Genomic DNA, 13,454 nt, shown 5'->3' with positions numbered 1-13,454 from the left:
AGCGGGACCCACATGGCGATCGAGGAATTCCGCCCGACACATGTGGTCCCCAGGGACGGGATGCCCGCCTGGGAGACCGCCGACGCGTCCCGGCCCACCGACCCGCTCGATCCGCTGCTCCCGGTGGAGCTGGTCGACCGACGGGGTGACTGGGGCCGGATCGTGTGTGCCAACGGCTGGTCGGCATGGGTGGACGGCCGCCTGCTGGTCTCCGTACCGCAGGACCCTCCGACGCCCGGTGGCCCAATGACCCGCACGGAGAATCCACGTCCCTTGCTGGGCCGCGTGGCGGAATCGCTGAGCCAGTACCGCCGCGCCGCGGAGGACGTCGCCACCGCGGGGACGGACGGCGAGACGTTCCGCCGCCGGACGCAGGGACTGCGGATGGGGGTGGTGGTGGACGGCGAGTCGATGTGGCTGTACGACGCGGAGCACGAGCGCTGGGTGTACTGCGACGGGTCGCGGCTGAGCACCTACGCAGCGGGGTCGGCCCCGGGCGGCGCGGCGGGCCCGAGCGCAGGCGCGCCGGGCCCGAGCGCGGCGGAGCCGACGCAGGTCGTCGACCCTGCCCGGGGCGCCACACCGGAATCGGGCCGACCGGCCGGTGACGACTGATGGACCGTGGTTCCCGCGATTCGAGCCTTCCTGTCGGGAGGCCGTCCGACGTGCTCGGCAAGCAGATCGCGAGCTACCTCGTGGAGAGCGAGATCGGCCGCGGCGGCATGGCCGTCGTCTACCGCGCCAAAGACCTACGGCTCGACCGCACCGTCGCTCTCAAACTCCTCGCCCCCGAGCTCGCCCGCAACGACACCTTCCGGCAGCGCTTCACCCACGAGTCGCGTGTCGCCGCCGCCATCGACCATCCGCACATCGTGCCCGTCTTCGAGGCCGGCGAGACCGACGGCATCCTCTACATCGCCATGCGTTACGTCGCCGGGCAGGATCTGCGCGCGCTTCTCGATCGCAAGGGCCCGCTCTCGGTGCAGGCGGCGGGCCGGATCGCGGCGCAGGTCGCGTCCGCGCTCGACGCCGCCCATGACCACGACCTGGTGCACCGGGACGTCAAACCCGGCAACATCCTCGTTGCGGCGGGCACGGACAGCGACCACCCCGAGCATGTCTATCTGACCGACTTCGGGCTGACGAAGAAGTCACTGTCGCTGACCGGGTTCACCACGGTCGGCCAGTTCGTCGGGACCCTCGACTATGTGGCCCCGGAGCAGATCTCGGGCCGCCCGGTGGACGGCAGGTGCGATGTCTACAGCCTCGCCTGCGTCGTCTACGAGTCCATGGCCGGGGCCCCGCCCTTCCAACGCGATGACGACATGGCGCTGTTGTGGGCGCATCAGTACGATCCTCCCCCGCCGCTGACCGGTCAACGCCCCGACCTGCCGTCCGCGGTCGACGATGTGCTGGCGAAGGCACTCGCCAAGTCGCCCGACGACCGGTTCGACAGCTGCCTGGAGTTCGTGACCGCACTGCGGGTCGCGGGCACGGCTCAGGAGACGGGCGGCCATCCGCCGACGCGGCTGGATGTGCACGCGGCCAAGGCGACCTGGGATCCCGGGCCGCCGCCCCAGCCGCCGCGCTGGGCGAAGCCGGTCTTCCGCGGCCCTGGCCAAGGAGCGTGAGCGGGGGTCAGACCTCGCCCCGGCGGCGCACTCGCAGGGCGAGCAGGCTGCCGAGCAGACCGGCGATCAGACCCCACAGCACCGCCAGGCCGAGCGCCGTCCACACATGCGGCCAGAGCGTCACCTGCCCGGCGAGGCTGCCGCCGAGGTCCCCGATGCCCAGCAGGGACAGGCTGTAGTGGGCGGAGACCCGGGCGACGAGACAGATCGTCAGGACGGTGAGGGTGAGAGCCACCGCCATGTGCAGGGCGTGCTGCCAGGGCCGCATCCGGGCGGGCGAGCGCGCGGCCATGACGAACGCAGCGCCCAGCAGCATCACCGCGGCGACTACGACGAGCCACCAGGCCCGCTCGTCGTAGTCGGCGAGCGAGCTCACATTGAGGGTGGAGTTCTCGGGGGTGCGCAGCACCGAGTCCAGCACCTCCGGCATGGGCAGCCCGAAGGGGCCGTTCACCCGGCCCTCCCAGGAGGCTCCGAGACCGAGCGTGAAGGCGAGCCAGACGAGGTTCGGGAGTCCGAGCAGGATCACGGCGAAGGTCTCGGCGGCGTGTCCACGGGTCGCCGCGACGTACAGTCCGATGACGACGCCCACGACGACGTACGCGAGAAGCAGCGCGACCATGGCGAACGCGGCCGGGCGGACCGACTCGTGAAAGCGCACCAGGCGGACCGGCAGCGGAGCCCTCCGCGATACGAGCAGGGCGAGGATCAGCAGACCCGCCAACCACACCATGCCGAGGACGAGGGTGAGCGGCAGATCGGCGCGGAAGCCTACCTTGGGGGACGAGTCGAGCACTTCGCCGATGTCGGCGATCGTTCCCTCGCCCAGCGGGATGTCGAAGGTGTGGCGGGCCAGGACCGACAGGCCGATGAGAGCCAGCGCCCACAGGACGGCCAGCCGGGCCGCCCAGCCGAGGAGTTCGCGGGTGCCGGCGACGGCCCGGTGCCGCAGCGGACGGAGAAAGCCGGTGGCGATGACGAGGGCCCCGGCCAGGGTGACGGAGAGGGGCAGCACATCGAGGTCCGCGTTCGTCTGGGCGATGAACCCCGCGTCTCCGGAGAGTTCGACCGAGCCGCCGACCGCGATGACGACGACGGCCGCGACGACGTTCGGGAACGCGCCGTCGGGGAGGTCGGCCGCGCCTGCCGCCCACAAACCGAGCGCGGCCGTGACGGCGAGGGCGACGAGCCCGGCGAGCACGGCGACGAGGGCGTTGCCCCAGCCGTGTACGGCGCGCGTAGCGCGGGCCCGGTCGCTGGTCTGCTGCTGGCTCACGCTGCCACGCTAAGCAGGGGCCGGGCGCTCCGCCCGTTGGGAGGTCCGACCGCGTCGGCTTGCGGGCCGTACGGGTGCGAGGCACACAATAGGCACGTTATGCGTGAATACGGGTATTTGTAACCTTCGCCTGCATTCACTCCTATGCCTGTGTCGAGTTTCCCGCGCTGAATGACTCCTACGCTGGAAAGAAGAGCCGCCCGTGACTGCCGAACCGCCGCCGAACGGCCGCCCGACAGGACCCCCCTCAGGCCCCCTCTCCGGCCCCTCGCAGCAGGGGCCCACGCCGCCGCCCCCCACGATGCCCGGAACTCCGACGGGTCCCCCGTCCGTACCACCCGGCGGCGCAGGACCGGGCGGGCCGGAGAAGGGTCCCGGCCCGGAGCCCGGCGGCCCCTGGTGGCGTTCCGTCCCCAGAATCGCGGCGATCGCCATCACGGTGGCCGCCGCGGTGGTGCTGATCGTCGTCTTCACCCGTCCGGGGGGCGGCGGCACGGCTTCGGCCGGCGAGATCGTCAGAGATCCCGTCAACTCGGCCGGCGAGCATCCCTTCACCCCTCCGTCGACGGACAAGGCTCCCTCCGAGGATCCGCCCGCGCCACCGGCGAGGAACCTGAGCGGTTCGGAGGCCGGCGTGTACGGAGGGACGCAGCAGACGGCCAGCTGCAACGTCGAGAAACAGATCGGCTACCTGGCCGCGGACCCGGCCAAGAACAGCGCCTTCGCCTCGGTCCTGGGCATTGGCCCCGCTCAGGTACCCGGGTACCTGCGGGGGCTCACCCCGCTTCGGCTGAACTACGACACGCGGGTCACCAACCACGGCTACGAGAACGGCGGCCCCACGACCTATCAGTCGGTGCTCCAGGCCGGTACGGCCGTGCTCGTCGACAACCACGGCGTCCCGCGCGTGCGCTGCGCCTGCGGCAATCCGCTGAAGCCTCCGGTCGAGCAGGGCAACGTCCGGCTGACGGGCCCCACATGGTCCGGATTCCAGCCGACGAAGATCGTGCAGGTTCAGCCGTCCGTCACGGTGATCAACGTCTTCATCGTCTACGACCCGTACCGCGACGACTGGTTCGCCCGCAAGCACGGTGACCAGTACGGCCGCCACGACAAGAAGGTCCCGCCGCCGCCCGTGACCCGGCCGCCCTCGTCCCCGTCGCCGAACACGTCCTCGCCGTCGCCGGGTGAGACGTCGCAGTCGCCCTGCCCGCCGCAGCCGCCGGGGAGCCCCTGTCCGCCGAGTTCGCCGTCGTCTCCCGAGACTCCCTCGTCGGGCTCCACGACCCCGGAGTCGTCGTCCGCATCGTCGTCCTCGGCCTCAACCTCGACATCGGCGTCAACCTCGACGTCAGCGTCAACCTCGACATCGGCCTCAGCCCTGACCTTGGCCCCGGAATCCTCCGTCTCCTCGTCGTAGCGGAGACGGAGGCGAGAGCGCGTGTGCTCTCCAGGGCCTGTCTCAGCCGAGTTCGAGCGTGGTGACGCCGTAGGTGCGCTCCGTCCGGGTCGGCGGGACCGGGCCGGTGTACATGCGCACGGTGTGAAAGCGCGGCTCGAGGCCGCGGGACGTCGCGAGTCGGACGGCGGCCCGCTGGGGTTCGGGGACGTCGATGGAGACCTCGTCCCACGGACCCAGGTGGGCGGTGAGGGCGTCGAAGAGCGCTTCGGCGTCCTCGGGGGTGTCGGCGAACAGCGGGCCGATTCGCTGACCGTCGCGGGCGGGGCGGATCACGCCGTAGCCGGTGAGTTGGCCGTCGCGCAGCCGGGCGTACGCCATGTGTCCCGCGGCCGAGAGCCAACGCGTGACGAACGCCCGTCGGTCGGCGGGGAAGCTCTCCCGGTCGTATGCCGCGATCGCGTCGAGGTGCTCCGCCGTGACAGGCACGACCGACTCCGCCGCAGTGCCCGACCGCTCGGGACGTCCGCCGTAGCGGACGGTGTCGTTCGCGGACTTGAACCCGGCGCGCTCGTAGGTGGCTTGCTGCGCGGGCACCGCGTCCAGGCCGATCGTGCGCTTGCCCGCGTGCGGGAAGGCGGCGCTCCAGGTCGCCAGGCCGAGGCCCTGTCGGCGGTGCTCGGGATGGACCAGGTAGTAGCCGAGGAAGGCGTACTGATCCGAGTAGTTGACGATGGAGACGGCCGAGACCGTCCGGGTGCCCAGGCGGCCGATGAAGAAACCCGTGGGGTCGGTGGGGTGGAAGCATGCCACGTCGCCGCGGCCGGGATTCCACCCTTCCTCGGCGGCCCACTCCGCCACCTGGTGCCATTCCTCCAACGAGGCCACGGTGACGGTGAGTTCGCCGGGGCCGTGTGGCTGAGGGGCTTCGCCGAGGGGGTTCATGCGTGCTGTGTCCCTTCCAGTGGTTGACGTGTGCTGTCGATCAGATCAGGTCCATGGCGGCGACCTCGTCGGGGCTGCCGTAACTGACCGGCCCCTGGAAGCGCCGGCGGGCGGTGGCGAACCACCACACCGTGGCGATGAGCAGTACCACTCCCAGTGCGATCGGCGCGTAGTTGAACGTTGAGCCGGTGATCGGCGAGACCTGGGGCAGCATGAACAGCACGCTGCTGAGCACGATCCAGGTCACCGCGATCCCCGCGACCAGCTTGCCGTACCGCCCGAGGTTCCAGGGGCCGGGCTGGAAGTCGTTCAGCCGCAGCCGCAGGAAGATCGGTACTCCGTAGGCGAGATAGAGCCCCACGACATTGACGCTCACAATCGCGGTGAAGGAGGTGTGGGACCACCACGCCGGGACGACCAGCACCAGCGAGCAGGCCGCCGCGAGCCATACCGCCTTGACCGGCGTACGCGTACGCAGCGAGACGGAATGCCACCAACGAGAGCCGGGCATCGCGCCGTCGCGTGAGAACGCGAAGATCTGCCGGGTATTGCTGGTCATGTTGGCCAGACCACAGAAGAGCATGGCGCCGATCACGATCAGCAGCAACAGCTTCGCGGTGCCCATGCCAAGCGCATCGATGAGAATCTGCACCGGCGGCGCGGCGGAACTCGCTGTAGCGGCGTAATCGCGGATCGCATACACCAGAGCGAGCATGAGAATCAGACCGGTGCCCGCGGAGTACCCGATCGCCCGCATGATGCCCTTGGGCGTGTTGACCGTTGCCTTCACCGTCTCCTCGGACATGTGGAAACTGCCGTCGAAGCCGGTGAAGGTCCAGCTGGTGACCAGCAGGCCCAGCATTGCGGCGTACATGCCGCTGGTGAACCCGGTGTTGTTCACGAAATGGGTCGCGAACGAAACCGGCTGATGGTGCGTCGGGACCGCGATCAGCGCAACGACGATGGTCACCATGCCGATCAGCAGCCACCACACGGAGATCCGGTTGAGCGTTGCGACCAGCTGGACTGTGTAGGTATTGGCCAGCCCTTGGATCAGCAGGATCACGGCCGTGATGAGGACGGTGCGCTGAGCCGTCACCTCGTAGTCGGGCCACTGCATGGTGAGGTACGCCTGGATGAAGGTGGCGGCCGCGTAGCCGGTGGCGGCCGTGCCGCCGACCTGACCCACGAAGTTGAGCCAGCCCGTGTACCAGGACCAGGCGCCGCGGTGCCGCTTGGCGAGCTTGCCCGCGGAGAAGTAAAGGGCGCCGCTGGTCGGATAGGCGGAGGCGATCTCACCCATCGCGGCGCCGACGAACAGCACCATGACCGACACGCCGATCCAGCCGAAGATGAGAATCAGCGGACCGCCGGCGCCCATTCCGAAACCGAAGGCGGAGAAGATTCCGGAGATGATGTTGATGATGGTGAAGGAGATGGCGAAGTTGTCGAATGCGCGGAATCTACGGGTGAGTTTCCGCGGATAGCCCATCGCATGCAGAGTGGCGTCGTCGTCGAGCGTGACCGGATCGTCTTGGTGACGGGTTTTCAATCGGGAGAATGACGTGCGCTCGGACACAATCACGTCCTTTCCATTCGGGGGTGGGGAGTTGGGGACGAGAGGACCAATGGAACGTCGGACAGGAAAAGTCGGGCAGCTGGTTCGGAAGAATCGGAAGAAGGGGTCAGGCAGCGTGGGGGATCGGCAGCCCGCACGCGCGTCTCGCTCTGGTCAGTTGCTCCTCGGGAGAGCCGAACACGCTCCAGGGCATCCGGGAGGCGTACGGCCCCATGGCCGTGAAGACCTCCCGTGCCTCGAATTCGCGCTTGGCCATGTACAGCGCGTGGGCCAGATACGACAGGTCGAGTACCGGCGTGAAGCGGGAGCCGGCCACCTGGGGAAACCAGTTGTTGTAGCTACCGGTCGCCGTCGCCAGCCACTGGGGCTGCTCCCAGGTGCGATCCGCCAGCAGGGCCGAGGCGTCGTAGTCCTCGACAAGTGCCACAAGGGGCAGCAGCCGCAGCGGCGATGTGGCCGGCGCCCGGTGGCTCAGAAAGGAGGCGACGTCCCATCGCGCGCTCGCCGTCCCGCCGTGGCGGGTGAAGAAAAAGGACAGGAACCGGTGGTGCGCCTCGCGGTGCCAGGGGTCGAGCCGGAGGATGTGGGCGAACAGATGCCAGGGACCGGCCGGTGCGGTCAGCAGCCCGGGCGGCGCGGGGTCACGCGGTCGCCGCAGGCGGGACAGCGCCAGTTGGGCCACCCACGGAGTGGGGTCCTTGGGCAGCATCTGGGCCGCGCGCTCGCAGGCCGTCTGCGCTATGCCTACGAGCGTGCCCGCCCGGCGGTCATGGGCGTCGGCCATGCGCAGCGCCCGGAGCATCGCCACGCGGGCCCACAGCAGCGCCGCCTCCGCACTGGGTTCCTCGGCGAGCCACCGCTCGGCCAGATCCGAGTCGGCCGCTTCCGACGCCAGCACCAGTGACCGATGGGCCCGTACTTCGAAATCCTCGCGCGCTTCTTTCAGGACCTCGTGAGCACTCAGGTACCGCCCGGCCTTCACATCGATGCATGCTCGCGCCAACTGGCGATCGTCGGCCGCCGGATGCCAGACGTAGTGCCCCTCAAACGAGCCAGCGGCCACGATCCCCTCCCCGTTCCGGCAGTTGACACCACCTGTGCGCGCATTCCGGCCAGGCCGAATTCAGCCGGATCCCGTTCATAGATCCACCGGTAGCGACCACACCCTACTCACCATCAAGTCGTATAGAAAACAGTCGCCCGGAACTTCCGTCTCCACCTCTTTTATGTTTCAACTGCATTGCAGGCATCTATGTTTGGCATATGCGTTTCTCCGCGCGATCTGCACGCCCATTCCCGGGCAACTCGCTCGGGCCACGGTGGGCGACACTTCCACCGCGGACGCCCGTTGAGGGCGGCATCCGAGCCCCATTCCCGCCCCGCGCAACCGCAGTTGTCCGTCGGTGCGGCCATGTCGTGCCACCCGTTCTCACTTGCAGGTTTAGGGTTGCCTAACTTAGGGTTTCTACGGTGTCGACGACCGGGCCAGCTTCCACCGCACCCCCCATGACCAGCGCGCCACTCGCCGCCGGCGCGGTGCGGCCCATCCCGCTGTTCGTGACCTCGGCTGCCGCGCACGGTCATCGCCCCCGCGGCCGGGGCGGCCTCTCCGATGCCGCCGACACTGCTGATCGGTCCGGTCGCAGGCCACCGGCGTGACGCTCCCCGAGCAGCGAGCCCAGAGATCGCCGGGCTGAACTCCGGGGCTGGGCCATCGTCTGAGCGGTCCACTCCCCGCTGCGCTCCCCCGTCCCGCCGCGCCACCCGATCCGGAAGGGTCTCCCACCTATGCGGATGTACCTGATCACCCTCAACCCCACCGACTCGGTCACCGATGGCTTCCTCCCCGCCGCCGCCCGCCTCGGCCTCGACGTCACCGTGCTGACGAACCAGCCCGAAGCGCACCGGCGGGTCTGTCCGGACGCCGAGATCCTTCAGTGCGACGTACCCGACTTCCGCGCCGTGATCGCCCGGATCTCGGCCCACCGCCGGGCCGATGCCATCTTCACCAACAGCGACCATCTGCAGACCCAGACGGCCCTGGCCGCAGAGTATTTCGGGCTGCCCGGCAAGGACTGGCGGGCAGCGCTGCGCGCCAAGAACAAGGCCGAGATGCGCCGCCGTCTCGCGGCGGCCGGCGCGGACGCCGTCCGCTGCGCGGAACTCGCCGCCGGTCAGGACCCCTCGGCGCTCGCAGCAGCCGGCCTGACCTACCCCTGTGTCGTCAAACCGCGGGAGGGCGTGGCCAGTGAGGACGTGATACTCGCCGCGAGCGCCGAGGAGCTGGTGGCGCGCGCCAAGGAGATACAGCAGCGCAGGCCGCAGGCCGCGCTGATTGCAGAGGAGTTCCTCGAAGGCGAGCTGTGCACCCTGGAGACGCTGGGCGACGGACAGGTACGGCATGTCCTGGGCGGCTTTCGGACCACCGTGTCCGCGCCCCCGGCCTTCATCGAGGAACGGCTCGACTTCGTCGCCGCCCACCCCGAGCCCGTGGTCGAGCAGGTGCTGGCCCAACTGGACGTGCTCGGTGTCGCGTTCGGCGCCTGCCACACCGAGTTCATGGTGCAGGGGGGCCGCGCGCGCCTCGTCGAGGTGAACTATCGCGTCATCGGCGACCAGTGCGATCTGCTGCTGGCGCAGGTCCTGGACATCCCACTGTTCGAGCACATTCTCCGTACGCATCTGGGCGAGGCGCTGCCCGCCGGCCTCGGCGCGCGCGGGGACGGGGCGGGCCGGGTGGAGTACGCCCTCGCCGACCGGGCCGGGAGGCTCACCGCCGCTCCCGCGGCGATCGACCGGACACAGGACGGCGTACGGCTGTCGTACCGGCCGCTGCGCGCGCTCGGCACTGAGCACCCGCTGTACGCCACCAACCGCGACTATCTCGGCGTGCTGCGGGTCACCGGCACCGACCGGAGCGCGGTCGACCGGGTCGCGGACGGGTTCTTCGCGGCCGAGCGCTGGGAGATCTCCTCATGACCACCGCGATACGGGCGACGGGCACAGGACACGCGACCGAAGAGGACACCCAGGAGGCCGAGTTGCTGGCGCGGGTGCTCGGCGCGCTGCTGCGGGAGGACGTCGTCGGTCTGCGTACCCGCAGCACGCTGCTCGATGGCCCGGACGGCCGCTGGCTGCGGTTGCCCGCCGACGAAACTGCCGGAGCCCTGCTGCTGCCGCTGGGCGAGGACGGCTTCCAGAGCGAGTTCACCGCGCTGGCGCCGTTTCTTGTGCGCGAGTGCGACGGCGCTCGGCTGACCACGATCGAAGAGGTCCTCGCCGCGCTGCGCGCGCTCGCCGATCCGGTCGACCAGGAGGGTTTCGACGCCTTTTCCGAGGAGTGCCGTCAGACGCTGACGACGATGCGTCTGCACGCCCGTACGCGGGACGAGACCGACGCCCGGCTGTCTGCCCGTCATGGTGCCGTCGCCGACTGGACGGGACTCGACGGCGGCCTGGCGTACGACGCGCTCGCCGCCCGGCTGGATCACCCGGTCTATCCGACAGCGCGAGGCCGCTCAGGGCTGACCGAGGCCCAACTGCTGGCCTACGCACCCGAGTTCAGCCGGCACTTCACCCTGCGCTGGCTGGCCCTGCCACGCGACGCGGTCACTGTGGCGGGCGGCGGGGCGGCCCTGCCCGCCTGCTGGCCCACGCCCGCCGCGCTCGGCCTCCCCCACCTCGAGGAAAGTCATCTCGCCCTGCCCGTACATCCGTTGAGCGTGGGTGGCCCGCTGCGTGACGCCCTGCGCGAGCGCGGCCTGGCGGACGGCGCGGTCCTGTCCGACCGGGCGCTGCTCGATGTCGTACCAACTCTGTCGATGCGTACGGTGGCGACTGCCGCCGACCCCGCGCTGCACCTGAAGCTGCCGCTGACCACCTCCACACTCGGCCTGCGCAACCGGCGCACGATCAAGACTTCCACGCTCATCGACGGCGCGGCGGGGCAGCGGCTGCTGGAAACCGTGATCGCCCGTGAACCGCGCTTCGCGCAGACGATTCTGCAGGCCGACGAGACCGGCTACGCGCACGCAGGGCACGAACTGCTCGCCGTGCTGTGCCGCCGCTACCCCACCGGTCTTGACGGCAGCACCGTCGTGCCCATGGCCGCTGTGCTGAGCCGCGCGCCCGACGGGCGACTGGTCATCGACCACCTCGCCGACCGCTTCTACGGGGGCGACCCGCCGGCCCTGCTCGACGCCTGCTTCCGCCTTCTCTTCGACTGGCAGGCCACGCTCTTCGGCTACGGCATCGCGCTGGAGTCCCATCAGCAGAACATCTCGCTGGTGCTGAGCGGGGCCGGATCGGGTGGCCCACGGCTACGACTGCTGTTCAAGGACAACGACGGGCCGCGTATCAACATCGCGCGGCTGCGGGACACCCTCGGCGACGACGCCCCGGACCCGGCGGACTTCGCCGATCCGCGGATCTTCGGCGAGAGCGACCGGCCGGTGCTTGATCTGTTCGCCACCATCACGGTTCATCTGTGCGCGGGTGCGTACGCCTTCGGTCTCGCGGGGCACGGCCGCGCCCAGCTGTCGCGGCTGACCGGCCTGATCCGCGACCGGCTCGGCGAGGCCGTCGAACGGCTCGGCACCGGACCGGGCGAGCCCGGCGCGGCCCTGCGCGCGCATGTCCTGGACGCTCCGCACCTCCCGGTCAAGGCCATGGTCAGCGCGGGCACTCTGCTGTCCAAGGAGCGTTCGGGCGCGGCCGACATCAACAAGCACTACACCACAGGACCCAACTACCTGCTGCCGACGGCTGGTGGGCGATGACGGGCACCGCGACCGCGCCGGTCCCCGCGTTCGCGACCGCCCCGCATTTGTCCTCCCCGTTTCCACCGCACTCGCTGGAGCTCTCGATGCCCCTGCTGACCAACACCCCCGGCACCGCCCCCGCGTTCGCCGGACTGCCCACCGCCGACCGGGCCGTCGCGTACACCCTCCTCAACTGTCTGCTCCGCGAGGTGTCGGGCCCGGAGCGGCAGACGGCGGTGGCGCAGGGCCGGCTGCTGCTCAGGCTGCCGCGCCGCGGGGTTCTGCTGCGCGTCGCGCTGCGCCGTACGTCTCTGCTCGGCACGCATCGCTTCACCGGCCCGGTGACCGAGCAGTCCGGCAGCGGCTGGGGGGAGGTCGGCTGGTACCGGCTGGCCGAGTATGTCCACGACGAACTGTCGCTGCGCACCGGCGTGGACAACGAGGAGTTCCTGGAGCAGATCGCCTCCAGCCACCAGGCGGTTTCGGCGGCGCTCGCCGCCCGTGCGGCGCGGGGCCCGGCCGACGCGATGGACGACTGGCTCGCGGCCTATGTTGCGTCCGAGCAGTCCCTGCTCCTCGGACACCGGTTCCACCCGACCCCCAAGGCCCGCAGCGGGGACCTCGCCTCCTGGCAGTCGTACGCCCCCGAGGCAGGGGCTTGCTTCCCGCTGCTCCTGCTCGCCGTGCGCGAAGAGCTGATCGCGGAGGAGACGGCTTCGCCCGGCGCCGCCGCACCCCTGGACGCGCTGCACACCGAGGTCCCGGACGGCTACCGGCTGCTGCCCGTGCACCCTTGGCAGTACGAGCTGCTGCGCGACCGTCCGGCGCTGAAGGAAGCACTCGGCCGTGGCGACATCCTCGTCCTGGGCACCAGCAAGACGTCGTACGCGGCGACCGCCTCGGTCCGCACGCTCTATGCCGGCGGCGCCTTCCTGAAGTTCAGCCTGAATGTCCGGATCACCAACTGCCTGCGCAAGAACGCCAGTTACGAACTGTCCGGCGCCGTCGCCCTCACCCGGCTGCTCCAGCCGGTCTTTGCCGACCTGGCCGCGCGCTTCCCCGGCAGCGCGGTGCTGCGCGAGCCCGCCTACCGCAGCCTCGCCCTCCCCGGTCCCGACGGCCGGCCCGACACCGAACTGCTCGAAGGCTTCGGCGTCATCGTCCGCGAAGGCCTTTCCCCGCGGCTGCTGCCCGGCACCACCCCGCTGCTGGCCGCCGCCGTCGCCGACGAGTATCCGCACAGCGCAGCCCACATCTCCCGTCAGGCGGCCGCTGCGAGCCCGCAGGCGGCGCTTCGATGGTGGGCCGTCTACCTCGACCTGCTGCTGCCGCCGGTGCTCGCCGCCTACTTCGACCACGGCGTCGTACTGGAACCCCATCTCCAGAACGTTTTGGTCTGCGTCGACGGCGACGGTATGCCGGCGCAGTTGCTCTTCCGCGACCTGGAGGGCACCAAGCTCGTCCCCGAGCACCACGCCGAGCTGCTGGCCTCGCTGCCCGAGAGTGTCGCCGGGCCGATGACCTACGACGCGCAGCGCGGCTGGGACCGGGTCGTGTACTGCCTGCTGGTCAACCACGTGGCCGAGCTGCTTGCCGCGCTCGCCGATCTGCACCCGGGCACCGAGGCAAAGCTGTGGGCACAGGTCCGCCGCACCCTGCAGTCCCACGCGGACCGGCACGGCTGCCCACCGCGGCTGGCCGCTCTGCTGGCCGGTGTGCCGCTGCCCGCCAAGGCCAATCTCCTGACCCGCTGGGAGCGCAAGGCCGACCGGGACGCAGGCTATGTCCGGCTGCCCTCGCCCCTCGCCGAAGCCGTCCTGTCCGGCGCGGCAGTCGCCGACCCCACCTGGAGCACCCGATGACC

General features: G+C 70.4%; 10 protein-coding genes. 6 read left to right on the top strand and 4 right to left on the bottom strand.

Going from position 1 to position 13,454, the window contains the following annotated elements; all coding sequences use genetic code 11:
- Window positions 1-12 precede the first annotated feature (12 nt).
- Both OG729_RS35510 and OG729_RS35505 read left to right on the top strand, forming a co-directional pair.
- Window positions 13-615 (top strand): hypothetical protein, encoded by a 603-nt coding sequence (locus OG729_RS35510; protein WP_405810071.1) that lies wholly within the window; start codon window positions 13-15, stop codon window positions 613-615.
- Entirely contained in the window at window positions 615-1,631 is a 1,017-nt protein-coding gene (locus OG729_RS35505; RefSeq protein ID WP_405810069.1) for a serine/threonine-protein kinase, read from the top strand. The genes OG729_RS35510 and OG729_RS35505 overlap by 1 nt, the downstream gene beginning before the upstream one ends.
- A 7-nt stretch (window positions 1,632-1,638) precedes the next feature.
- On the opposite strand, the gene OG729_RS35500 is transcribed toward OG729_RS35505, so the two are convergent.
- Window positions 1,639-2,907: a streptophobe family protein gene (locus OG729_RS35500; RefSeq protein ID WP_405810067.1), complete on the bottom strand. Its 1,269-nt coding sequence runs from the start codon at window positions 2,905-2,907 to the stop codon at window positions 1,639-1,641.
- 202 nt (window positions 2,908-3,109) lie between these two features.
- On the opposite strand from OG729_RS35500, the gene OG729_RS35495 reads away from it, so the two are divergent.
- Window positions 3,110-4,327 carry a DUF6777 domain-containing protein gene (locus OG729_RS35495; protein ID WP_405810065.1) on the top strand — a complete coding sequence of 406 codons (1,218 nt, stop codon included), beginning with the start codon at window positions 3,110-3,112 and terminating at the stop codon, window positions 4,325-4,327.
- A gap of 42 nt (window positions 4,328-4,369) precedes the next feature.
- Here OG729_RS35495 and OG729_RS35490 read toward each other — a convergent pair whose 3' ends face one another.
- The 3 genes from OG729_RS35490 to OG729_RS35480 all read right to left on the bottom strand — a co-directional run bounded on the left by OG729_RS35490 (window position 4,370) and on the right by OG729_RS35480 (window position 7,893).
- Window positions 4,370-5,251, bottom strand: a complete 882-nt coding sequence (locus tag OG729_RS35490; RefSeq protein ID WP_405810063.1) for a GNAT family N-acetyltransferase — start codon at window positions 5,249-5,251, stop codon at window positions 4,370-4,372.
- A 40-nt stretch (window positions 5,252-5,291) separates the two neighbouring features.
- The gene (locus OG729_RS35485; protein WP_360877983.1) at window positions 5,292-6,743 is read right to left on the bottom strand and encodes an amino acid permease; all 1,452 of its coding nucleotides are present in this window, start codon (window positions 6,741-6,743) and stop codon (window positions 5,292-5,294) included.
- 193 nt (window positions 6,744-6,936) lie between these two features.
- Window positions 6,937-7,893 (bottom strand): hypothetical protein, encoded by a 957-nt coding sequence (locus OG729_RS35480; protein WP_360877829.1) that lies wholly within the window; start codon window positions 7,891-7,893, stop codon window positions 6,937-6,939.
- Between the two features lie 725 nt (window positions 7,894-8,618).
- Here OG729_RS35480 and OG729_RS35475 point away from each other — a divergent pair.
- The 3 genes from OG729_RS35475 (at window position 8,619) to OG729_RS35465 (ending at window position 13,452) form a co-directional block, all read left to right on the top strand.
- Window positions 8,619-9,809 (top strand): acetyl-CoA carboxylase biotin carboxylase subunit family protein, encoded by a 1,191-nt coding sequence (locus OG729_RS35475; protein ID WP_405810061.1) that lies wholly within the window; start codon window positions 8,619-8,621, stop codon window positions 9,807-9,809.
- Window positions 9,806-11,608: an IucA/IucC family protein gene (locus tag OG729_RS35470; protein WP_405810060.1), complete on the top strand. Its 1,803-nt coding sequence runs from the start codon at window positions 9,806-9,808 to the stop codon at window positions 11,606-11,608. The genes OG729_RS35475 and OG729_RS35470 overlap by 4 nt, the downstream gene beginning before the upstream one ends.
- Before the next feature lie 86 nt (window positions 11,609-11,694).
- The gene (locus tag OG729_RS35465; protein ID WP_405811392.1) at window positions 11,695-13,452 is read left to right on the top strand and encodes an IucA/IucC family protein; all 1,758 of its coding nucleotides are present in this window, start codon (window positions 11,695-11,697) and stop codon (window positions 13,450-13,452) included.
- The last annotated feature ends 2 nt before the right edge of the window (window positions 13,453-13,454 follow it).

This window comes from Streptomyces sp. NBC_00210, from assembly GCF_045160975.1.
GTDB lineage: Bacteria > Actinomycetota > Actinomycetes > Streptomycetales > Streptomycetaceae > Streptomyces.
This window is presented reverse-complemented; position numbering and strand designations above follow the sequence as displayed.

Coding starts and splice junctions, on each gene's coding strand:
- OG729_RS35510 (WP_405810071.1), top strand. CDS start 13: ATGGCGATCGAGGAATTCCGCCCGACACATGTGGTCCCCAGGGACGGG.
- OG729_RS35505 (WP_405810069.1), top strand. CDS start 615: ATGGACCGTGGTTCCCGCGATTCGAGCCTTCCTGTCGGGAGGCCGTCC.
- OG729_RS35485 (WP_360877983.1), bottom strand. CDS start 6,743: ATGGGCTATCCGCGGAAACTCACCCGTAGATTCCGCGCATTCGACAAC.
- OG729_RS35465 (WP_405811392.1), top strand. CDS start 11,695: ATGCCCCTGCTGACCAACACCCCCGGCACCGCCCCCGCGTTCGCCGGA.
- OG729_RS35475 (WP_405810061.1), top strand. CDS start 8,619: ATGCGGATGTACCTGATCACCCTCAACCCCACCGACTCGGTCACCGAT.
- OG729_RS35490 (WP_405810063.1), bottom strand. CDS start 5,251: ATGAACCCCCTCGGCGAAGCCCCTCAGCCACACGGCCCCGGCGAACTC.
- OG729_RS35470 (WP_405810060.1), top strand. CDS start 9,806: ATGACCACCGCGATACGGGCGACGGGCACAGGACACGCGACCGAAGAG.